The 22,075-nt window shown below is 58.8% G+C and carries 22 protein-coding genes and 2 pseudogenes; 17 read left to right on the forward strand and 7 right to left on the reverse strand.

The features are described 5' to 3' along the window. The first annotated feature begins 52 nt into the window (after nt 1-52). The 12 genes from ldtR to ACXAIC_RS12095 all read left to right on the forward strand — a co-directional run bounded on the left by ldtR (nt 53) and on the right by ACXAIC_RS12095 (nt 12,379). Entirely contained in the window at nt 53-568 is a 516-nt protein-coding gene (gene ldtR, locus ACXAIC_RS12040) for a transcriptional regulator LdtR (protein ID WP_475178666.1), read from the forward strand. A 490-nt stretch (nt 569-1,058) separates the two neighbouring features. Continuing rightward, the gene (locus ACXAIC_RS12045; protein WP_475178670.1) at nt 1,059-2,285 is read left to right on the forward strand and encodes a L,D-transpeptidase family protein; all 1,227 of its coding nucleotides are present in this window, start codon (nt 1,059-1,061) and stop codon (nt 2,283-2,285) included. Between the two features lie 97 nt (nt 2,286-2,382). Next, nucleotides 2,383-2,610 carry a DUF6898 family protein gene (locus ACXAIC_RS12050; RefSeq protein WP_475178674.1) on the forward strand — a complete coding sequence of 76 codons (228 nt, stop codon included), beginning with the start codon at nt 2,383-2,385 and terminating at the stop codon, nt 2,608-2,610. A 218-nt stretch (nt 2,611-2,828) separates the two neighbouring features. Next, nucleotides 2,829-4,136 (forward strand): serine hydroxymethyltransferase, encoded by a 1,308-nt coding sequence (gene glyA / locus ACXAIC_RS12055; protein WP_475178676.1) that lies wholly within the window; start codon nt 2,829-2,831, stop codon nt 4,134-4,136. Nucleotides 4,137-4,167: 31 nt separating this feature from the next. Next, nucleotides 4,168-4,641: a transcriptional regulator NrdR gene (gene nrdR, locus ACXAIC_RS12060; protein ID WP_475178681.1), complete on the forward strand. Its 474-nt coding sequence runs from the start codon at nt 4,168-4,170 to the stop codon at nt 4,639-4,641. 23 nt (nt 4,642-4,664) lie between these two features. Next, nucleotides 4,665-5,789, forward strand: a complete 1,125-nt coding sequence (gene ribD, locus ACXAIC_RS12065; protein WP_475178683.1) for a bifunctional diaminohydroxyphosphoribosylaminopyrimidine deaminase/5-amino-6-(5-phosphoribosylamino)uracil reductase RibD — start codon at nt 4,665-4,667, stop codon at nt 5,787-5,789. Nucleotide 5,790: 1 nt separating this feature from the next. Continuing rightward, nucleotides 5,791-6,402, forward strand: a complete 612-nt coding sequence (locus ACXAIC_RS12070; RefSeq protein ID WP_475178687.1) for a riboflavin synthase — start codon at nt 5,791-5,793, stop codon at nt 6,400-6,402. Between the two features lie 163 nt (nt 6,403-6,565). Then, a complete protein-coding gene (ribH, locus tag ACXAIC_RS12075) occupies nt 6,566-7,015 on the forward strand; it encodes a 6,7-dimethyl-8-ribityllumazine synthase (RefSeq protein WP_475178691.1) in 450 nt (149 codons plus the stop codon). Nucleotides 7,016-7,021: 6 nt separating this feature from the next. Further along, nucleotides 7,022-7,540: a transcription antitermination factor NusB gene (gene nusB / locus ACXAIC_RS12080; RefSeq protein ID WP_475178696.1), complete on the forward strand. Its 519-nt coding sequence runs from the start codon at nt 7,022-7,024 to the stop codon at nt 7,538-7,540. A 2-nt stretch (nt 7,541-7,542) separates the two neighbouring features. Then, on the forward strand, nt 7,543-8,541 hold the full coding sequence (gene thiL, locus ACXAIC_RS12085) for a thiamine-phosphate kinase (protein WP_475178701.1): 999 nt from the start codon (nt 7,543-7,545) through the stop codon (nt 8,539-8,541). A gap of 245 nt (nt 8,542-8,786) precedes the next feature. Beyond that, nucleotides 8,787-10,022: an MFS transporter gene (locus tag ACXAIC_RS12090; protein WP_475178704.1), complete on the forward strand. Its 1,236-nt coding sequence runs from the start codon at nt 8,787-8,789 to the stop codon at nt 10,020-10,022. Between the two features lie 218 nt (nt 10,023-10,240). Then, nucleotides 10,241-12,379 (forward strand): sodium-translocating pyrophosphatase, encoded by a 2,139-nt coding sequence (locus ACXAIC_RS12095; protein ID WP_475178706.1) that lies wholly within the window; start codon nt 10,241-10,243, stop codon nt 12,377-12,379. A 142-nt stretch (nt 12,380-12,521) separates the two neighbouring features. On the opposite strand, the gene ACXAIC_RS12100 is transcribed toward ACXAIC_RS12095, so the two are convergent. From ACXAIC_RS12100 to ACXAIC_RS12125, 6 genes and pseudogenes are all read right to left on the reverse strand, one after another. After that, entirely contained in the window at nt 12,522-13,142 is a 621-nt protein-coding gene (locus ACXAIC_RS12100; RefSeq protein WP_475178711.1) for a hypothetical protein, read from the reverse strand. Nucleotides 13,143-13,196: 54 nt separating this feature from the next. Further along, nucleotides 13,197-14,195, reverse strand: a complete 999-nt coding sequence (locus ACXAIC_RS12105; RefSeq protein WP_475178715.1) for a glycosyltransferase — start codon at nt 14,193-14,195, stop codon at nt 13,197-13,199. A 6-nt stretch (nt 14,196-14,201) separates the two neighbouring features. Beyond that, complete coding sequence (locus ACXAIC_RS12110; RefSeq protein WP_475178718.1) at nt 14,202-15,146, reverse strand: UDP-glucuronic acid decarboxylase family protein; 945 nt, start codon at nt 15,144-15,146, stop codon at nt 14,202-14,204. A 292-nt stretch (nt 15,147-15,438) separates the two neighbouring features. Next, nucleotides 15,439-15,749, reverse strand: a pseudogene (locus ACXAIC_RS12115) (integrase core domain-containing protein); the annotation flags it as partial. A gap of 357 nt (nt 15,750-16,106) precedes the next feature. Further along, a pseudogene (locus tag ACXAIC_RS12120) lies at nt 16,107-16,457 on the reverse strand (dioxygenase family protein); the annotation flags it as partial. A 185-nt stretch (nt 16,458-16,642) separates the two neighbouring features. Further along, on the reverse strand, nt 16,643-17,086 hold the full coding sequence (locus ACXAIC_RS12125; protein WP_475178722.1) for a nuclear transport factor 2 family protein: 444 nt from the start codon (nt 17,084-17,086) through the stop codon (nt 16,643-16,645). A gap of 361 nt (nt 17,087-17,447) precedes the next feature. Here ACXAIC_RS12125 and ACXAIC_RS12130 point away from each other — a divergent pair, with 361 nt between their 5' ends. After that, entirely contained in the window at nt 17,448-17,615 is a 168-nt protein-coding gene (locus tag ACXAIC_RS12130) for an HPF/RaiA family ribosome-associated protein (protein WP_475178726.1), read from the forward strand. A 433-nt stretch (nt 17,616-18,048) separates the two neighbouring features. Here the strand turns inward: ACXAIC_RS12130 and ACXAIC_RS12135 are convergent, their stop codons facing one another. Beyond that, on the reverse strand, nt 18,049-18,486 hold the full coding sequence (locus ACXAIC_RS12135) for an outer membrane protein assembly factor BamE (protein ID WP_475178728.1): 438 nt from the start codon (nt 18,484-18,486) through the stop codon (nt 18,049-18,051). A gap of 114 nt (nt 18,487-18,600) precedes the next feature. Here ACXAIC_RS12135 and ACXAIC_RS12140 point away from each other — a divergent pair, with 114 nt between their 5' ends. From ACXAIC_RS12140 to ACXAIC_RS12155, 4 genes are all read left to right on the forward strand, one after another. After that, on the forward strand, nt 18,601-19,149 hold the full coding sequence (locus ACXAIC_RS12140) for a ubiquinol-cytochrome C chaperone family protein (protein ID WP_475178730.1): 549 nt from the start codon (nt 18,601-18,603) through the stop codon (nt 19,147-19,149). A gap of 77 nt (nt 19,150-19,226) precedes the next feature. Then, nucleotides 19,227-19,805, forward strand: coding sequence for a YceD family protein (locus tag ACXAIC_RS12145; RefSeq protein ID WP_475178732.1), 579 nt, complete (start codon nt 19,227-19,229; stop codon nt 19,803-19,805). A 212-nt stretch (nt 19,806-20,017) separates the two neighbouring features. Continuing rightward, nucleotides 20,018-21,082 carry a phosphate acyltransferase PlsX gene (gene plsX, locus ACXAIC_RS12150; RefSeq protein WP_475178736.1) on the forward strand — a complete coding sequence of 355 codons (1,065 nt, stop codon included), beginning with the start codon at nt 20,018-20,020 and terminating at the stop codon, nt 21,080-21,082. Next, entirely contained in the window at nt 21,079-22,056 is a 978-nt protein-coding gene (locus ACXAIC_RS12155; RefSeq protein ID WP_475178738.1) for a beta-ketoacyl-ACP synthase III, read from the forward strand. Before plsX ends, ACXAIC_RS12155 begins: the two co-directional genes overlap by 4 nt. Nucleotides 22,057-22,075: the final 19 nt, after the last annotated feature.

The raw sequence follows: 22,075 nt of genomic DNA on the forward strand, positions 1-22,075 counted from the left end.
CAAGGCGGGAAAATATCCGTCCAACAACAGGTACTACAAGAGGCGCAATCAAATGATCACCGCAAGTAGGGCAGTCGAAGCTGTGTCACCGGGCGAAGCGGAAGAAGCGGAAATCAAACCGCTTTATCTTGAAGCTCTGACCCTCGTTGAAAGGCTGCACCGTCGTCTTCTGGACGTCATCAAGGACGAGTTCGATCGAATGGGCCGGTCCGATGTCAACAGCGTGCAGGCTTTGCTGCTGTTCAACATTGGCGATGCCGAACTGACCGCAGGCGAGCTGCGCACCCGTGGCTACTATCTCGGATCAAACGTGTCCTACAACCTGAAGAAACTGGTTGAGACCGGCTACATTCACCATCAGCGCTCCCGCATGGACCGTCGGTCCGTCCGCGTCAGCCTGACGGACAAGGGCCAGGAAGTGGCAAAGATCGTCAATGATCTTTATGAGCGCCACATCCTGTCCGTGGAACAGGTCGGAGAAATCGGTTCGGAAGACTTTGTTGTTCTCAACAAATCCCTGCGCCGTCTTGAGCGCTTCTGGACCGATCAGATTCTCTACCGCTTGTAATTTTGCGGTTCATCTGGATGTCAAAGCGCCGCCCATTGGGATCCCCAATGGGCGGCGCTTGGTTTTTGTGAACGTTTTTTACCGGTCTCACGGGATTGTGCGTTTGCCCGCGGCCGTCTTGCAACCATATCCGCCTATGGATGGGTGGCTGTCATGAAATCAGGCGTTTCCGCATTGGTGTCTGCTGCTTCGCGAGGGCAACCGACATTTTGTGGTCACAAAAAAATGGCCTGTTCAGCGCTGGTGGCCCTGGCATGGTTAAAAAATCATGCGATTTGTTAAGGCCCATTCGTTACAAGACAAGGTTGACGCTCGGGGCACCCCGAAGATAGATCGGCCCTATGCCGTGTGCTAAATCGGCCTGAACGATGAGAAGACAATGTTGAAGGCGCAGCGAAAGAGGTTGGCAATGCACCTTGCAGCCGGACAATCCGGGACACATCCCCTCTCCGGAAAGAGGACGGGAAAAACGTTTTTGAGCGTTTGCGCCATGGGACTAGGAGCCCTTTTGGCCGGAACCCTGTCTGCAAGCGCCCAGACCGCGCTGCAATCGCTGCAGCAGAACCGCCAGAACGTTGAGTGGACCGACAATTTTGATATCGCCACAGACCACATTACCGAAGTAAAGTCGTCCGCGCCGACCCTGTCGCCGCAAACCGCCGACTATATGGCTGTCGCCATTGACCGCTACCAGCGGATTGTCCAGGCGGGGGGCTGGGGGACTGTGAGCGGGGGCGGCAAAGCCCTGCGCATCGGGGTGCGCGACCCGCGCGTTGTGGAATTGCGCCGCCGCCTGATGGTGTCTGGCGATCTGGAGCAGCAGGCCGGCCTCTCCGATACGTTCGATTCCTATGTGGATGCGGGCTTGCGGCGGTTTCAGCTGCGCCACGGCCTGATCCCGGACGGGGTCATGGGCGAGGATACAGTCAAGGCGCTCAACATCCCGGCGGATGTGCGGCTGCGCCAGCTGGAAACCAATCTGGTCCGCGTCAAGTCCATGTCAAGCTTCCTGGGCGACCGCTATGTGATGGTCAATATCCCGGCTGCCGAGATCGAGGCTGTGGAAAACGGCCGGGTCCGCTCCCGCCATACGGCGGTAGTCGGCAAGATTGACCGGCAGACCCCGATCCTGAACAGCAAGATCTACGAACTGAATTTCAATCCCTACTGGACGGTTCCGGTTTCCATCATCCGCAAGGACCTGATCCCGAAGATGAAGGAAGACCCGCAATATCTGGCCAAGAATAACATCCGCATCTTCGACTGGAGCGGCAACGAACTGTCCTGGCAGCAGATCGACTGGAACACCGATGAAGCGACACAGTACCGCTTCACTCAGGACCCGGGTGCGGAAAACTCTCTCGGCTCGGTGCGGATCAATTTCCACAACAAGCATCAGGTCTATCTTCACGACACGCCGTCCAAGACCCTGTTCGGCGAAGGCTACCGCTTCCATTCCTCCGGTTGTGTCCGGGTTCAAAACGTGCGCGAGCTGGTAACCTGGCTGCTGCAGTCGACCACGCCGGACTGGGACCGGTCGCGGGTGGATGAAGTCATCCGGACCGGAGAGCGGGAAGACGTGAAGCTGAAAAAAACCATTCCGCTTTACCTGACCTATGTGACGGCCTGGGCCAATGCGGACGGTGTGGTTCACTTCCGCGAAGACATCTATAACCGGGACGATCTGTCCGGGACCGGAAGCCAAGCCCGCCTGTAAAGCCAAGACGGGTCTATCGAGCTCTTCTAGAAACGCCGGTCTTGATCAGTTCGGCGTTTCGTGGCTTTTTGGGGCAAAGCAAAGCCGGAGTAACAGCATGAGTCGCGAGCCGCGGCCGGGCGAGATCTATCTTGAATTTCATCCGATCGGTCAGCAGGTGAAAGTCACCGCGATCGACGCGGCGACCGGCATTGAAGTCTCCACCTTCGGTCCGGCCTCCGCCGCCCAGACGGATCTCAGGCGCATTGCGGTGCGCAAGCTGCAGCGGCGCATTGAGCAAGTCGCCGCCCAGAGCGCGCAACAGGCGGATCCGAACCTTTATTGATATCTTGATTGCGCTGCCGAACCGGAATCATTGGCTCCAAAGGCGCCCAATGCGCCCGCAAGTGTCGCAATCAAAGTCGGCCGCGTCGCTATGCCTCTTGGTTCTTCTGAGGGGCTGTGTTAAGTCCTCGCGCCATGTTGCCGCCCGGCGGGCGCCCCCAGCAAACCGGGTGCGGAGCCGGGGTCCGGTGCCCCGTATCTGAACACAAGGATCATGCGATGTCTTTGATGGAAAGCTCCGGCCCGTCTTCTTCCGGTTTCTTCACCCGCAGTCTTGCCGAGGCCGATGCGGATATTTTCGGCACCATTGAAAAGGAACTGGGGCGGCAGCAGCATGAAATCGAGCTGATTGCGTCTGAAAACATCGTCTCGCGCGCCGTTCTGGAAGCGCAGGGCTCGATCTTCACCAACAAATATGCCGAAGGCTATCCGGGCAAGCGCTACTATGGTGGCTGCGAATTCGCCGATATCGCCGAAACGCTGGCCATTGAGCGGGCCAAGGAACTGTTCGGCTGCCAGTTTGCCAATGTCCAGCCCAATTCCGGTTCCCAGATGAACCAGGCCGTGTTCCTGGCGCTGCTGCAGCCGGGCGACACCTTCATGGGCCTTGACCTGAATTCGGGTGGTCACCTGACCCACGGCTCGCCGGTCAACATGTCCGGAAAATGGTTCAACGTGGTCTCCTATGGTGTTCGCGAAGACGATCATCTGCTCGACATGGAAGAGATCGAGCGCCTGGCCCATGAACACAAGCCGAAGCTGATCCTGGCGGGCGGCACCGCCTATTCCCGCATCTGGGACTGGAAGAAGTTTCGCGAGATTGCCGACAGTGTCGGGGCTTATCTTATGGTCGACATGGCCCATATTGCCGGGCTTGTGGCCGGCGGCGTGCATCCTTCTCCGGTGCCCCATGCCCATGTGGTCACCAGCACCACGCACAAATCCTTGCGCGGACCGCGCGGCGGCCTGATCCTGACCAATGACGAGGTGATTGCCAAAAAGGTCAATTCTGCTGTCTTCCCGGGCCTTCAGGGCGGGCCGCTCATGCATGTGATTGCCGCCAAGGCGGTGGCCTTCAAGGAAGCGCTTCAGCCGGACTTCAAGGCCTATGCCCGCGCGGTTGCCGAGAATGCCAAGGCCCTGGCCGAAGCGCTGAAGGAAAACGGCTTCGATATCGTGTCCGGCGGCACGGACAATCACCTGATGCTTGTGGATCTGCGCCCGAAAAACGCAACCGGCAAGATTGCCGAAAAGGCGCTTGGCCGTGCCAACATCACCTGCAACAAGAACGGCATTCCGTTTGACCCGGAAAAGCCCTTTGTGACCTCCGGCGTGCGCCTTGGCACCCCTGCGGCCACCACACGGGGCTTCGGCGTTGCCGAATTCCGCGAAGTGGCCTCCCTGATCACGGAAGTTTTGGACGGTTTGAAAGCCGCAGACAGTGAAGAGGGCAATGCGGCGGTTGAAGCGGCCGTTAAAGCCAAGGTAGAAGCACTGACAGCCCGGTTCCCGATCTACGGGGAATGATCATAGCCGGCTCGCTCAGGAGCTTTGAAACATGAGATGTCCGTTTTGCGGGGGTGAGGAAACCCAGGTCAAGGATTCCCGCCCCACCGAGGACAACACAGCCATCCGCCGCCGCAGGATCTGCAACACCTGCGGCGGCCGCTTTACAACGTTCGAGCGGGTTCAGCTGCGCGAGCTGATGGTGCTCAAACGCTCCGGCCGCCGGGTGCCGTTCGATCGGGAAAAGCTGATGCGCTCCGTTCAGATTGCCGTGCGCAAGCGGCCGGTTGATCCGGACCGGATTGAGCGCATGGTCAGCGGCATTGTCCGCCAGCTGGAAAGCGCGGGCGAAAGTGAAATCACGGCAGAAACCATCGGAAACCACGTCATGGAAGGGCTGAAGGCCATCGATGATGTGGCCTATGTGCGCTTTGCCTCCGTTTACAAGAATTTCCGCGAGGCCAGGGATTTCGAAGCGCTGCTGGATGAACTCAGCGATTCCGAGGATCTCGAAGAGAACCGCTGAGCGAAGAGTAGTATCGGACCTTCATGCCGCTTCAGGACACGATTGACAGCCGTTTCATGGCCGCCGCAGAACGTCTTGCCCGGAGGGGGCTTGGCCGGGTCTGGCCGAACCCTTCTGTTGCGGCCCTCATCGTGCGCACGGATAGCGGAACGCCGGTTCTGGCCGGACGCGGTGTGACTTCGCGGCCCGGGCTTGCCCATGCGGAGGTCAATGCCCTGCGCCAGGCCGGGGCCCTTGCGGCGGGGGCAACGTGCTATGTCACGCTTGAACCCTGTTCCCACTATGGCCGCACGCCGCCCTGTTCCCTGGCGCTGATCAAGGCGGGCGTCAAGCGGGTCGTTGTCGGTATGCTGGACCCTAACCCGCGTGTCGCGGGCCGGGGCGTGGCGATGCTGCGCGAGGCCGGAATTGAGGTTACGGTTGGGGTCCGGGAGGCCCGGATACGGGCTCTTTACACCGGGTTTGCCCTGCGCCAGCTGAAGCAGCGTCCGCAGGTGTTCTTGAAATTTGCCGCCTCGAAAGATGGCTATATCGGCCGGGCGGGGGAGGGGCAGGTCCGCATTTCAGGACCGCTCTCCATGCGCAAGGTGCACGGGTTCCGGGCCGAGTATGATGCCATTCTGGTGGGTTCGGGCACAGCCCTTGCCGATGATCCCCAGTTGACCTGCCGCCTGCCGGGACTGTCTGAACGATCGCCGGTGCGCGTCGTCGTCGACCGCTGTGCGCGCCTTCCGCTTGACTCGAAACTTGTGCGAACCTGTGCGGATGTGCCGGTCTGGCTGATCAGCGGCAATGATGCGGACCCGGACAAGCTGGCGCTGCTGGCGGCGGCTGGCGTCAATGTGATCCGTGTGCCGGCGGCAGAGACGTCCATCGACCCGGCCATCCTTCTGGGCGCCCTGGCGACACGGGGCATCACGCGGGTTATGGTCGAGGGCGGCGCACGCATGGCGTCTGCTTTTCTCGCTGCGGACCTCGTGGACGATCTGTGCGTGGTGACCGGAGACACGACCATCGGCGCTGGCGGCATCTCTGCCTTGCACGGCATGAGCCTTGCGGATGTATGCGCCGACCCCAAATTTAAACGGATCGACGCCGGGCATTTCGGCTCCGACACCTACATTTATCTCAGACGGCGGGAAGCCTGACATGTTTACCGGCATTGTGACCGATCTCGGCGAAATCCTCTCCATTGACCCCATCCCGGTGGGACAGCGCACGCGGATCAAAACCTCCTATGACACACAGACCTTCGACATTGGCGCCTCAATTTCCTGCCAGGGTGTCTGCCATACGGTGACCGCCAAGGAGAATACAGCCGATGGCAACTGGTTCGAGGTTGAAAGCGCAGCGGAAACGCTGGCGTTGACAAATGTATCGCAGTGGAAAACCGGCCAGAAACTCAATCTGGAACGCTCCCTAACCCTGGGTGCGGAGCTGGGCGGCCATCTGGTGCTGGGCCATGTGGACGGGCTGGCGCGGGTCGTCAAACGGCAGGATCATCCGCAATCTGTCTATTTCCAGTTCGAGGCGCCGCGAGAGGCAGCCCCCTTCATCGCCAGGAAGGGCTCCGTGGCCCTTGATGGCACTTCGCTGACGGTCAATGAGGTGGACGGTACGCTGTTTTCGGTCTTTCTCATTCCGCACACGCTGGATGTGACCACGTGGTCCGCGCGCCAGACCGGAGACAGCGTCAATCTGGAAGTGGATATGATGGCTCGCTACGCGGCGCGGCTTGCGGAATTCCCTAAAGCCGGGTAGGGGACAACGCACCACCAGTGACCAACCGGCCAGAGCGCAGGCAGAGCGCGCCAGTTGATGCGGTAAGCATACTGTCAGGTTCTGGCTGCCCTGCAGGATTGAGACTGGACAAACCGGGACGGACGTGGTTCCTGTCGCGGCCCTGAATAGGATATCATGACACATGAGCGCTGCACCGAAACTGCTGATCATTGAAGCCCGCTTCTATGAGGATCTCGCCGATGCCCTCGCCGAAGGTGCGGTCCAGGAAATCGAGGCTGCGGGTGCGCGCTTTGACCGGATCGCCGTTCCGGGCGTTCTGGAAATCCCGGCGGCACTGTCCATGGCCATGACGGCGATGGAAAATGACGGTGAGCTTTACGACGGTTTTGTGCTGCTGGGTGTGGTCATCCGCGGCGAAACCACCCATTACGACATTGTCGCCAACGAGTCGAACCGGGTCATCATGGACCTGATCGTCGATGCGGATCTTGCGGTTGGCAACGGTATTTTGACCGTTGAAAACAGCGACCAGGCCTGGGCCCGCGCAAAAGTGGGCGACAAGAACAAGGGCGGCGCAGCGGCAAGGGCGGCGCTTGACATGATCGCCCTGCGTGAACGGCTTGGAGTTTAAGAGAGCATGACCGGAAAAGCCGACCCGGAGAACCAGGCTAAGACTGTGCGCCCTGCCAACAAGCGCGGTGTTGCGCGGCTGGCCGCCGTGCAGGCCCTTTACCAGATGGATGTGGGCGGAGCGCCCCTGACCAGTGTGGTCAGCGAATTCACCGCCTTTCGCCTCGGCAAGGAAATCGACGGCGCACAATACCGCGACGCGGACGAGCAATGGTTCAAGCAAATTCTGGCCGGGGTGGTTCAGGATCAGAAATTCCTGGATCCCTATATCCACACGGCGCTGACGGAAGACTGGCCGCTGAAGCGGATCGACAGTCTCCTGCGCGCCATCTTGCGGTCCGGGTCTTATGAGCTGCTGCGCCGCAAGGATGTTCCGGCCAAGGTCATCATTTCCGAATATATCGACGTGACCAAAGCGTTTTTCGAAGATGACGAACCGGGTCTGGTCAACGGGGTTCTGGACCGGCTGGCCCATGAACTGCGCGACGCAGAGCTGGATGATGGCAAGGCGGATGGTATCAGCTGATCATGGCTGAAGGGCGCCCCGGGGAGTTTGAACTGATCAAGGCGTATTTTGCGCCTCTGGCCGGGGAGCCGGGCAGCCTTGGCTTGAGCGATGATGCAGCCGTTCTGGCACCCGCGCCCGGATGCGAGCTGGTTCTGACCAAGGACCTGCTGGCCGCCAATGTTCATTTTTTTGAAAATGATGCGCCCGAGGCCATCGCGGCCAAGGCCCTTAGGGTAAACCTGTCCGATCTGGCTGCCAAGGGCGCCCGTGCCCGGGGCTATCTGCTCGGCCTGGCCTTGCCCGAGGACTGGACGGAGGACTGGCTGCGCCGGTTCTGCCTGGGGCTGACGGCGGATCAGGCGGCCTATAACATCACGCTTCTGGGCGGGGACACCATCCGTTCTTCAAACGGCCTGCAGATTTCCGTCACCGCGCTTGGGGAAGTGGAGGCGGGGCAGGCCGTGCGCCGTTCCGGGGCCCGGCCGGGGGATGTGCTCTTCGTGTCGGGAACCATTGGCGATGCGGCTGCGGGGCTTCTGGCCCGCCTGGATCCGCTTCTATGCCGCGAAAACGGGCTCACCGCGCAGGAGGAGCAGCATATTCTCGACCGGTATTTGCTGCCCCGGCCCCGGCAATGTCTGGCGGATCTGTTGCGCACCCATGCCACCGCAGCCATGGATGTTTCGGACGGGTTGCTGGCCGACAGCAGGCATATGGCGCAGGCCTCTGGCGCCGGGCTTGAGATCCATATGGAAAAAGTTCCGCTGTCCGATGCCCTGCGCGCGCTCAGAACCCGTGCGGCCGGGATCTTCGCAAATTGTCTGAATGGCGGCGATGACTACGAAATTCTGGCAACGGTGCCTGCTGATGTCTCGGCAGAGTTCCAGCGCAAGGCCTTCGCGCTTGGCTGCGATATGGCCGCCATTGGCTGTGTGACGGACGGGCCGGGAGAGGTTTCGCTGCTGCAGGACGGGCATCCTGTTAAGACCGGTGAAGACGGCGGGTTTACGCATTTCTAAAGCGTGCCACCTTTGTTTGGTACCAAACCATTTTGTCTTTTGAGCTGGCATGTTTGATGTCAGGCAGCGAAAGAAAGACGCGATGAACGCGGCTTTCGCCAGCGGCGGAGTCCGGACAGCGTGACGCGTCCGGGTCAAAGTCTTTCCTTTCAAGAGAGCTTCGCGTCATGCTAGGGCATGTCCTGCTGGCGATCTGACTGCGACGCCGCTGCTTCTCTTGGCCAACCCCGAAAGCTGATCCCAAAATGACCGCTGCACAGGCTTCCTCTGTTGAGACTCCTTTTGTCGATGACCGTCTTGCCAAACGCAATGCCGTTCTTTTGGCTCTTGCCCAGGCGCTGGGCGGGGCATCTGCATCCATCGTGATCGCGACCGGGCCGCTCGTCGGCTACATGATGTTGGAGGACGACAAGTCCCTGGCAACCCTGCCGGTCTCCGCGATGGTTCTCGGCACCGCCTTTGGCACCATTCCGGCGGGCATGATCATGCGCCGCTTCGGCCGCCGGGCCGGGTTCACCGGGGCTGCTTTCCTGGGGATCTGGTCCGGCCTACTGGCCGCCTTTGCGGTTTATCTGGATCAGTTTGTCCTGTTTGCCCTGGCCTGCTGCCTGGGCGGTATTGCCGGCGCTTTTGTCCAGCAATACCGATTTGCCGCCGCTGATACGGCCAGTGACGCGTTCAAGCCCAAAGCCATCTCCTGGGTGCTGGCCGGGGGCGTTCTGGCCGGGGTGGTTGGTCCGCAAACGGTCATTGCCACCAAGGACCTGTTTGCCCCGCTGCTGTTTGCCGGGACCTATCTGGCACAGGCCGGACTGGCGCTGGCGGCCCTGTGCCTCGTCGCCTTTGTCAAGATTCCGAAGCCGCCCCGCCAGTCCCGGGTCCAGGCTGGAGGCCGTCCGCTCAAGGAGATCATGCTGCAGCCCCGCTTTGGTGTGGCGGCCGCCTGCGGGATCTGCTCCTATGCGCTCATGAGCCTGGTCATGACCGCAACGCCTTTGGCTATGATCGGTTGCGGTTTTTCCGAAACACAGGCGGCGCTTGGCATTCAGTGGCATGTGCTGGCCATGTTCGGGCCTAGCTTTTTCACCGGTGGCCTGATCACGCGGTTTGGCAAGGAACGGATTGTTGCCATTGGCCTGGCATTGCTTGCCGGTTGCTCTGCGGTGGCGCTGACCGGCATTGACCTGGCGCATTTCTGGGGCGCACTGATCCTGTTGGGGCTCGGCTGGAATTTCGGTTTTATCGGCGCAACCGCCATGCTGACCGATACCTACCGGCCCGAAGAGCGCAATCTGGTGCAGGCGGTCAATGATTTTCTCGTCTTTGGCTGTGTTGCAGCCGCTTCTTTTTCCTCCGGGGCCCTGTTGAATGCGTTTGGCTGGTTCGCCGTCAACATGCTGGTTTTCCCGTTTGTTGTGCTGTGCACAGGACTTCTTGTCTGGCTCGTTTTGGCTGAAAGACGAGGCGTTACAACCGGTTAAAGCATTCTCGAAAAAAGCCCTCGCTGGTGCAGCATATTTACTGCGGTGCATCAAATAAATTACGTAGCGTAATTTAAAAATTAAACGATGGGAGAGCTTGACGAGCCAAGCTGCTTTGCTGCTATCGTGTGGGTCTTCACGTCAGGGAATGGCCGTGAAGTGCAGTCAGGCGGCCAAAAATACAATGAAATCAGTCCGCCGCAGCTCTGGGAGGAAGCATGATCGAGCTTGTTGTCATCATTGTTTGTGGCCTCTTGTCCATCGCCTATGGCGCCTGGGCCATTCAGTCCGTCATGGCGGCGGATGCGGGCAATGCCCGTATGCGGGAAATCGCAGAAGCGATTCAGGAAGGCGCCGGTGCCTATCTCAACCGTCAGTATACAACCATCGCCATTGTCGGAGCGGTTGTGTTCGTTCTGGCCTGGATCCTATTGTCCGGTCCGGCGGCCATCGGGTTTGCCATTGGGGCAGTTCTGTCCGGAGCAGCCGGCTACATCGGAATGATGGTCTCGGTCCGCGCCAATGTGCGCACGGCCCAGGCCGCCAGCCAAAGCCTCGGGGCAGGGCTGGAAATTGCGTTCAAGGCCGGTGCCGTCACCGGCCTTTTGGTTGCCGGCCTCGCGCTGTTGGGGGTCGCCGTCTACTATGCGCTGCTGACGGGAGTGATGGGCTACCAGGCCACCGACCGGACCGTGATCGACGCGCTCGTGGCCCTGGGCTTCGGGGCTTCCCTGATTTCCATCTTCGCCCGTCTTGGCGGGGGCATCTTCACCAAGGGCGCTGATGTCGGCGGTGATCTGGTCGGCAAGGTGGAAGCGGGCATTCCTGAAGATGATCCGCGCAATCCGGCCACCATTGCCGACAATGTGGGTGACAATGTCGGCGACTGTGCGGGCATGGCTGCGGATCTGTTTGAAACCTATGCGGTGACTGTCGTGGCCACCATGGTTCTGGCCTCGATCTTCTTCACCGGAACCCAGGCAACGGATCTGATGCTGCTACCGCTGTTAATCGGCGCCAGCTGTGTGGTGACGTCCATCATCGGAACGTTTTTCGTCAAGCTGGGCGTGAACAATTCCATCATGGGGGCGCTCTACAAGGGCTTTATCGCTACAGCGGTGCTTTCCGCCGTCGCCCTGGCCGTGATTGTGTTCGGCTGGCTTGGAGGCGGCACCGAATACACCACATCCGGCGGCACCACTTTCAGCGGGTTTGACCTCTTCATCTGCGGTCTGGCCGGTCTGGTTGTCACCGGGCTGATCATCTGGGTGACGGAGTATTACACTGGCACGGAATACCGGCCGGTCCGCTCCATTGCCCAGGCCTCGGTCACCGGCCACGGCACCAATGTGATCCAGGGGCTCGCGGTCTCGCTGGAGGCCACGGCATTGCCCGCCATCATCATCATTGCCGGGATTCTGGTGACCTACAGCTTTGCCGGGTTGTTCGGCATTGCCATTGCGGTGACCACGATGCTGGCCCTTGCGGGCATGGTGGTGGCGCTTGATGCCTTCGGTCCGGTCACCGATAATGCCGGGGGCATTGCGGAAATGGCCGAATTGCCGGACGAAGTGCGTACGACCACGGACGCGCTGGATGCGGTCGGCAACACCACCAAGGCGGTTACAAAGGGCTATGCCATCGGCTCGGCAGGGCTCGGGGCGCTGGTGCTCTTTGCTGCCTATACGGAGGATCTGAAATACTTTTCCAGCACCGCTGAAGAGGGGTCGATCTTCGCGGGGATCAATGTGGATACCCTGTTTTCTCTTTCCAACCCCTATGTGGTGGCCGGTCTCCTGTTTGGTGGCCTGCTGCCCTATCTCTTCGGCGGTATTTCCATGACCGCCGTCGGGCGGGCTGCCGGGGCCGTGGTGGAGGAGGTCCGGCGCCAGTTTAAGGAAAAGCCGGGCATCATGCAGGGCACGGAACGGCCGGATTACGGCCGGGCGGTGGACATGTTGACCAAGGCTGCGATCCGGGAAATGATCATTCCCTCGCTGCTGCCGGTCCTGTCGCCCATCGTCGTCTTCTATGTGGTGCGCGCGGTGGCAACCCCGGCCGATGCCTTTGCCGCCCTGGGGGCCATGCTGCTCGGAGTGATCGTCACCGGCCTCTTCGTGGCCATCTCCATGACCGCCGGTGGCGGCGCCTGGGATAACGCCAAGAAGTCGTTTGAAGACGGCTTCACCGACAAGGACGGTGTGACCCATCAAAAAGGCGGGGAGGCCCACAAGGCCTCGGTGACCGGCGACACGGTCGGCGATCCTTACAAGGATACAGCCGGGCCAGCCGTGAACCCCATGATCAAGATCACCAACATAATGGCCCTCCTGCTTCTGGCCATCCTGGCCCATTGACAAACGCAAATCCGGCCGGGCGTCTGCCCGGCCGGCCGCTTTTGAGGGGGCAAGGAACTGAGCTATGTATAACGTTGATAAAATTGGTTTTCCTCTTGTCGCGATGCATGTTCGCACGGAGGAGAACTGAACCACCAGAGGCTTAGTCTTGGGCCTCCTCAGAGCCTGCGTTGCAAGTGTAGTCCGGAGCTTCGATACTGTTTTTGAATGGATCGGTGAGAGCGTCGGTATACTCACCGCGCAACAACCGTTGCGGGGGCAGCAGGTGGGTCCTGAAAAATCTGCTCATCGCGGCAAGCCTGCGGCCACGGGCTGTCAAAACAACACAGCCGTTCCTGATATCGATGGTGCCGGATTCCTCCTGTTCCGTCAGCCGGACGTCCACCAGTCTGTATTCGTGCATATATTCCTTGGTAAAGACATCTTCGAACCGGTCGGCTCTGATAGCCCCGCCTCTTTGATCCAGTTTTTCCAGAATGTAGAAGGACAGGGAACGGTCGACCACGGTTGGGATAGAAATCGCAAAGGCATATCCACCCAGCAGCCAGATTGCGACAAGCTGGCTTTTCTCAAATGTGCTGAGCCGGGCGCATAGGTGGCTTCCGAACAGGAGGAGTGCAGCCAAAAAGGCCGCTATCAGTGCGTCAACAAGCGCTGCATAGAAAACGACATTGACTGGAAAATACCAGACGTGCAGGCAATAGGCCCCCAGCAAGAACAGAATAAACGCCAAAGTAGCGATAAGGCTGGAGACAATTTTCAATATGAGTTGGCCTTGTTGCGGAGAATGCGGTCCGGAGTGTGGCTGGTTCAAAAATCACACGGCGACAGGCTGCGACGGTTGCTTTGCGATTTCTGACGGATTGGTGTTCTCTTCCAACAGGATTTCGTCGATAAAGTCCCGGTAGTCCAGCTCTGAAGTTACAGTGCCGCTGCGAACGACGCCTGTGAGCATGAGGGTCATCAGGGCGAGAACACCCGTCTGCATGAACATGAGAACGAGGATACCAAAGGCCACGGAAAACCAGCCCGGTGTTGAGTACCCGATGGTTTTCAGAATGATCGCAGCCGCCCCACCGGCAACAGACAAGAGAGCTACCAATGCTGAGGCGATTCCAACGCGCACCAGAACGTCTTCTGCGAAGACCATCATTCCCTTGAAACCGTGAAGAGCCAGGCCGACGAAATTCATTTTCGATTTCCCGGCGTATCGCGGACCCCGGTCAAGAGGACATGTCTGAAGGCGCAGCTTCGAGGCCAGAACAGCAGAGGCAACATGAATGGAGGTTTCCGGCATTGAAGCAAGGCGTTTTACGCCTTGCGGCGAAACGGCCATGAAATTTCCGAAGCTGATGGTTCTGCCGGTGACCAAACGAAACAGCCGTTTGTAGATGGAGTAGAATGTTTTGAAACGGGCCGTCTCCACCCTGTTTTTTCTTCGTGCAACGACAACGTCGACAGTTTCGGAACGCAGTTGTGCCAGCAAACTCCCGATAGAACCGGGAAGGTCTTCCCCATCAGAATCCATCACAACGACGCGCTGGTGATCCTGAAGATGCGCTGAAACGTAGCCAAGACCTATGGCAATTGCTTTTTGATGGCCAACGTTGCGTCTTAGCTTCAGGATAGCGCCCCGTGCACCAGCCTTCTCCAGTCCAGACCGATCAAGGGGCTGATGAACGGAACCGTCATCAACGGCAACAACATATACGCGGTCTCCGAACTCCGAGTGCAGCTCCATGAATAAGCGGCTGCTGGCGTCAAAGTCCTCGTAGACCGGCGTTACAATGACGACGTGTGCGTCGCTGGGGATCATGTCAAGCTACCTGTTCCTGAAATAGGCGATAGTGCGTTCCAAGCCTTCTTTGAGCTGGATTTCTGCGGTCCAGTCAAGATGCTGACGTGCAAGTGAGATGTCTGGTTGCCGTTGTTTTGGGTCATCGTGCGGCAACGGGTGGAACACCAGCTTTGAAGGTCCACCAACAAGCTCCAGAACCGTTTCCGCCAGTTCCCGAATTGTAAATTCAACTGGATTGCCAAGATTGACCGGGCCGGTTGTGTCTGCGGGGGTCGCCATAAGGCGAACGAAGCCCTCAATCAAATCGTCGACAAAGCAGAAACTGCGGGTTTGCTGCCCGTCTCCATACAGGGTGAGATCCTTGCCCTGCAGGGCCTGAACGATGAAATTGCTGACGACCCGTCCGTCATTTGGGTGCATTCGGGGGCCATACGTATTGAAGATTCGCGCGACCTTGATGTCCATGCCATGCTGGCGGTGATAATCGAAAAAAAGGGTTTCGGCACAGCGCTTCCCCTCGTCGTAGCATGAGCGGACGCCGATTGGATTGACCCGGCCCCAATAGTCCTCCCTTTGCGGATGAACTTCCGGATCACCATAAACTTCGCTCGTTGAAGCCTGGAAAATGCGCGCACCCGTTCGTTTGGCCAGTCCAAGCATGTTGATTGCGCCATGCACGCTTGTCTTTGTCGTCTGGACGGGATCGCGCTGATAGTGAACGGGAGAGGCGGGACATGCAAGATTGTAGATCTCATCGACTTCTACATAGATGGGAAACGTAACGTCATGCCTCTGAAACTCGAAATGCGGGTCGGAGAGCAAGTGAGATATATTGTCTTTGGTGCTGCTATAAAGATTGTCCAGGCACAAGACATCTGCCCCGTCTTTCAACAAGCGTTCGCACAGGTGAGATCCAAGAAAACCCGCTCCACCGGTTACAAGTGTTCTTTTGCGGTTAGATACTTTCATTTCGTCGATGCCTTAGTCGCATTGGCTTGGTTGGCGTGTGTATTGCCCAGGACCGCTAGTGTTAGTCAGAGACGGGAGCAAAAAACAAGTAGCCCGACTTTTCTTGCGGAGCAGGTCTGTCATATGGACTGCAGTGTTTTGCAGTCCAGCATCCGTCACCATCTCTGGGACGAACACCGTAGACTGCATCGGGAACCACCTCTGTGGAGGGCACTGTCAGCAGTTGGAACCGGGTTAGCCCTTTCAGTGAGAACCCGCCTTGATTGTTAGCCGGTGACCTGCCACTGAACTTTCATCCAGCCGGGACCGGAGTCCGGTTTGTGTTTACGCCGATTGGCGCAGGTTGAGCAATCGCCCGACGTGTGGAGCTTTCATCTTGCGTAGCGTGGTGGGCGATTGCGGAGGTCAGGGTCTGTGCATAGTCAGCCGGTGTCTGATAGTCCAGGGCCGTGTGCGGGGCTCGGTGTTGTCGTCTGCCGCCCAGGCGCCGATCACGGCACGCGCATGGGCAAGGTTGCGGAATAGGGCCTCGTTGAGCAGTTCATAGCGCATTCGGCCGTTGAAGCTCCGCACGAAGCCGCTCTGCATCGGTTTGGACGGCGCGGTGCCCTACCTCCAGGGCAAACCTGGGTGAGACGGCACGGACCGGCTGACCTTTGTCAATGAAATTCTGGCCTACTGGCCGGCCATGGTGAACTCGCGTCGTTCCAATAGGGAGAAAGACCGTGTGATTGGCGGGGTCCACGTCAAGTCCCGTCCGGACACGAGCCTTTTGACGGAGCGGCATTGATTGCCGCAGCGGACCGCTCTGCAGTCAAAGCAGGATGTTGACCGTTGCTTCCGGTCCGTCGGGCCCGTCTGAAAAACGCATGGTGACCGCCTCACGTTCGTCTGCGCTCAGTCGACGATAGACGCTGTCTTGTTCGTTCAACGGATGATCCGATAGATAGAACTGGGGGGTCAACTCACGGCCCTGGGTAAAGACCTTAACGTGAATATGTGGCTTGCGTCCGGGTAGACGGCTGGCTTGATGGTCCGGAAGGCATAGGCGCTGTCAGAGCCTGTCGTCACATGTCCAAACCCCTGGAATGCCTCGTCATAGCCGCCGCGATTTCTGTCGCGTGTGTGTAGGTATATGCCATTCGTTTCGCATTGCCAGATTTCCACTCGTATCCCGCCGACGGCGCTTCCATCGGGGCCGAGAACGCGGCCTTTCAGGATCATCACCTCACCGCCGGCATCCCGAACCAAGCCGGTGATGCGTATGAGGTTGTTGTCGGCATCGGCAAAGCGCATCGCGCGGGTCGGGTAGTACGGTCCCTCGCTCGCTTGAGGTGTGCGCTGTGCATGAGCGTTTCTTGCCGATCAGAGCAAGGAAAGCGTGGAAAGGAAAGCCAGAAACGAACGCCTGTTCATTGTAAGGACTTGCTCCCTTTGGGTGTCCCGGGCCCGGCCGGTTTGCCGGCGGTCCCGAGACTTGTATCACTTGCCATGTATCAGTTCGGAGCCGAGAACATGGGGTTGCCAGAAGCGGTTTCAAGCACTTCTTCCTGCAAAACATCCCAGTGTTCCTTGATCTTTCCGTCTTCCACCCGGTAGATGTCAACGGCGATCATCGGTTTCGGACCCCAGCCGGAGTATCGACCGTGAATGGCGACAAGATTGCCTTCCGTAATCACCATTCCGATTTCGTAGGTCATGTTCTCAGGCATGTTGGCAAGAGCCTGCTTGAGCGTATCACGGCCCGACGCCAGTCCTGGATTGTGCTGGATGTAGTCTTCGGCCCAATAACGATCGAGCGCGGAAAGGTCGCCCTGTCCGAACAATTCTGTAACCGCCCTTACCACCAATTCCTTGGTTGTTTCTGCAAAGGCAGGGCTCGGCCCCATCGCGAGCGCCGCGACCAGAACGGCTGCGGAAAGTGTCGATTTCAGTGGCATTGTGGTTGTCCCTCCAAGTTGCCGATACTGGTGCCGAAGAGGGGCCACAAAAACTGCAAAAAAGAAAGTACCCACCAAAAAGTAAGTTTGATCACAATATTTTTAACAGCTTTGCGAAAGGCGGAGTTTCTGGATGTCATCTTGATCTCGCCTGGGCTACGACCCAACGCGTACCAGCGCCTTTGCCAAAGTCCGGCCACGTGAGGGGCGCGAAGCGGCGAGGCGCTTCCGGAGTTTCGAACTCGTCGATCTGGCCCTGACTGGGCTGAGGCGGCACAGACCGGTTGACCTTCGTCAATGAAAGTCCAGCGCGACTGGCCGACGATGACAACCCCGCGTCGTTCCAATGGGGACAAAGACCGTGCAGGTGCAGCCTCAAGTGACCTTTCGCGGTGTTGAACCGGCGCCGCATGTGGAAGCAAACATCCGCGAGCGGATCGAGAAGCTCGAAGAATTTCATGACCGTATCACGGCCTGCCGGGTAACGGTCGAAGCACTGCAGTACCACGGGCGGAAAGGCGATATCTAAAGGGGCGCCATCGACATCCAGGTGCCGTAACGGGCCATCGTCGTCAACAGGGAGCACGGCAGGAACCATGCCCACTAGGACATCCTCGTTGCGGGGCCGCGATGCCTTCAACGCCGCCCAGCAGCAGCTGGAGGACCATGTCCGCAAGGCCAGGGGCAAGGTGACCGATCTCTTCCGCGACGAGGCCTATGGTTTCATTGAGGAGGCAAACGGCCGACGCTTCTTCTTCCGCGCGACCACCTCTGATCGCTGTATTAAACCACTTTGCGAAAATGAAAAACTTTTCTGTCCGGTGCAGTGTCCTAGCCGTCGGGACCCTTTTTGCTGCAATTCCGCTGGAAGAAACTCAGCAGCAAATCCAAAAAAGCTCACAACTGCGTCCCGCACCGGTCAAACCAACCCCTTGATAGGGGAGAGGGGGCTGCCCCCCGGTTTAGAGCCCGAGGCTTGGGTTTGTGGCGCCGCGGAGGATCTGGGTCAGGAAGCCGTAATCAGCGCCGCCGGTGCGGGTCTTGCGGGTGACGATGTCGACAATCTTGCCGTCTTCCAGTGTGTAGTTGCCGATGTCCTGAACATAGCCATCCTTGTCGAAATAGATCGCAACGACGCGCTGTTCGACAATGTCGGGGGCCAGAAAGGCGGTGGTCGCCGTTTTCTGGGAGATATAATAATAAGCATCGCCGCTGAGGCTGGACGTAGTCGACGGGGACCCGAGAACCAGTTCCACCTGCTCGCGGCTGGAGCCGACCTGCACCTGGTTGAGCATGGAAGTGGTGACCACATGTCCATGTGTATAGGTGGAGGTGAAGCAGCCACCAAGCGGCAGCGTGGCCAGAAGCGGAAGGAACAGGGCGCTTGCCTTGAGGTTCATCTAAGAAGTCCCGTTTCGCCAGACCTGTCTGGCTTATCTTGAATTTCGTTGCTTTTAAAAGTCACTATCTTGGGATAGGGCACAAGGCAACACCTGAGTTACAAGGAACCCGAGATGGTTTTTGGCTTGTTCCGCCGCCGGTCCCGAGACGCAGAGCACAAGATCTACTGTGAAATCGTGGCTCAAGCGCGGCAACCGGTGTTTTACACAGACTTTCTTGTGCCCGACACGATCGACGGGCGTTTCGACCTGATCGTGCTGCATGCGGTCATGTATTTCCGCCGGATGCGCGGTGAAGACGCAGAGGCATCCGGGTTTGCGCAGGAGGTGTTTGACCTGTTTTTCCAGGATATGGACGCCTCCTTGCGCGAAATGGGCGTAAGTGACACCCGGGTGCCGAAAAAGATCAAGGCGATGGGCGAGGCTTTTTATGGCCGTGCTGACGCCTATATGCCCGCCATTGACGCTCGGAACGCGGACGCCCTGGCAGCGGCAATCGGCCGGAACCTCTTTCCCGGGCAGGAAGAGCCCATCGCGCAAATGCGTCTGGCGCTTTATACCTTGGAGGTCGCAGACCGCTTGTCCAGCCAGCCGGCCGCAGACCTTTTGTCAGGGGGACTGGACTGGCCCGATCCGGCCCCTTTTTCCAAAGCGCCTGTTTAGATGCGGCTGCGCGCCCTTAATGCCCGCACATTGAAGGCGTCAGAAGACGCATGAAAGATGAAGCAGAAAGAACAAGAATGACAAACCCAGCAGAGAGCTTTCCCTATTCCTTTCCCGTCACGGCAAAGCGGGTGGTGGACAAGGACGAGACCTTGACGGTTCAGCCGGACGAAGCTGCCTTGAAGCATATCGCCAGCACCTATGACCTTCTGGGCCTTCCGGCTCTGGCAGCCCGCTTCACCTTGAAGCCCTACCGGAAGGAAGGGGTTCGGGTGGTTGGAACCCTCAAGGCCCGGATCCGGCAGACCTGTGTTGTCTCTCTGGAGCCGTTTGAAACGGACCTTGCGCTGGAAGTCGACCGCACGTTTGAACCCGTGTCCAGCCGTCCCCGCAAGATCAAAGATCTGAATGACGACGGTGAGATCGAAATTGACCTGGACTCTCTTGATCCGCCCGATGTGATGATGGATGGCGTTCTGGATCTCGGCGCTGTCATCTGCGAGGAATTGGCCCTGTCGCTCGACACCTTTCCCAGAAAGCCCGGAGCGGAATTCGGCGGGGGCACGGAAGCAGAGCTCGAGGTTGAAGACGACAGCGGAGCAGAGCCATCCCCCTTTGCGGCGCTGAAGGCGTTGAAAGACAAAGCCGAAGACTGATTTGGAAAGCGAATGACTAAGGAATATGTGTACAAGGTCAGTTTTGCAGACCGGTTTTGACATTCAGTTCTGCAAGACTTCATGAAAACGGTTGTCACCCGGACCAAAACCGTTATGTTCGCGCCCGATCCGGGCCCTCCGGAAAAGGCCGTACTTCCTGGGCGTCCCATCCGGTGAGGCCTGCAATAGCGAAACGTTAAAAGACCTTTTGAATGGCGAACACAATTCCGATTTCCTTGGATGCCATGGGCGGTGATAACGGGGCAGACGTCGTCATTCCCGGAGCGGAAATCGCACTCGTGCGCCACCCGGATATCCGGTTTCTGCTATATGGCAATGAGGAAGTCATCCGCCCGCTTCTTGATCAATATCCGCGTGTCCGGGAGGCTTCGGAGCTGCATCATTGCGACATCTCGATTGCAATGGACACCAAACCCAGCCAGGCGCTGCGGCAGGGCCGTTGGCGCTCCAGCATGTGGCGCTCGATCGAAGCGGTCAAAACCGGGGATGCCCGGGTTGCCGTGTCTGCCGGCAATACCGGTGCATTGATGGCGATGTCAAAATTTTGCCTTCGCACCATGGCCAATATCGAGCGCCCCGCCATTGCGGCCATCTGGCCGACCACGCGTGGGGAGTCGGTTGTTCTGGATGTGGGGGCGACCATTGGCGCCGATGCCCAGCAGCTGATCGATTTTGCGATTCTGGGCGGCGCCATGGCCCGGGCCCTGTTTGGCATTCAGCGCCCGAGCGTTGGCCTGTTGAATATTGGTGTGGAAGAGGTCAAAGGCTTGGAAGAAGTGCGCACGGCAGGCCGGTTGCTGCGCGAAACCCCGCTGCGTTCACTTGACTATGCGGGCTTCGTGGAAGGGGATGACCTTGGCAAGGGCACGGTCGATGTGGTGGTGACGGAAGGCTTTGCCGGGAACATTGCCCTGAAAACGGCAGAAGGCACGGCCAAACAGATCGGCAGTTACCTGCGTTCGGCCATGAACCGGACATTCATGTCCAAAATAGGCTATCTGTTCGCCAAGGGCGCCTTTGATTTGCTGCGGGAGAAAATGGACCCGCGCAAGGTCAATGGGGGCGTCTTTCTGGGGCTGAACGGCATCGTGATCAAAAGCCACGGCGGGACGGATGCGGAAGGCTATGCGTCTGCAATCGATCTGGCCTATGACATGGTGAAAAACGACCTGACACAAAAAATATCCCAGGATCTTGTGCATTACCATCGTGGCCGCTTCGCAGAAGCCGGGCCGGCAGTGGAAGGTGATTTGTGAGCGTAATTCGTTCAATCGTGACAGGCTGCGGCAGCTATTTGCCGGAGAAAATTCTGACAAACAGTGATCTGGCCCGGATGGTGGACACCTCCGATGACTGGATCGTTCAACGCACCGGAATTGGCCAGCGCCATGTGGCTGCCGATGGTGAAGTGACCTCCGATCTGGCTTTTGCGGCTGCGCAACGGGCGCTTGAGAGTGCCGGCCGCGAGGCGGGCGAGATCGACACCATCATTCTGGCGACGGCGACCCCGGACAACACCTTTCCGGCCACATCCGTCACCGTGCAGGCCCGGCTGGGCATCACCCAAGGCTTTGCTTTTGATGTGCAGGCGGTCTGCTCCGGGTTCGTCTATGCCATGACCACGGCGGATGCCTATATCCGGGCGGGTCTGTCCAGGCGCTGCCTGGTGATTGGCGCGGAGACCTTTTCGCGCATTCTGGACTGGGAAGACAGGACGACCTGTGTTCTCTTCGGCGATGGCGCTGGGGCCGTGGTTCTGGAGCGCAGCGAAGGGGCCGGCCTGAACAGCGACCGTGGCGTTCTGACGTCTCATCTGCGCTCCGACGGGCGCCACAAGGACAAGCTTTATGTAGATGGCGGGCCGTCCTCTACCCAGACTGTCGGGTACCTGCGCATGGAAGGCCGGGAAGTCTTCAAACATGCGGTGGGCATGATCACGGATGTGATTGAAGATGCCTATAAGGCCACGGGACTGACATCGGACGATCTGGACTGGTTCATCCCGCATCAGGCTAACAAGCGCATCATTGATGCCAGCGCAAAGAAGCTCGGAATTGCGTCAGAAAAGGTTGTGACGACGGTGCAACTGCATGGCAACACCTCGGCCGCATCCATTCCCCTTGCCCTTGATACGGCGGTGCGGGACGGACGTGTCAAAAAGAACGATCTTGTGATGCTGGAGGCCATGGGCGGCGGGTTTACCTGGGGCTCGGTTCTGTTGCGCTGGTAGCACGCCGGACGCGTTTTTC

The organism is Roseibium sp. AWQ4_254 (assembly GCF_056161025.1).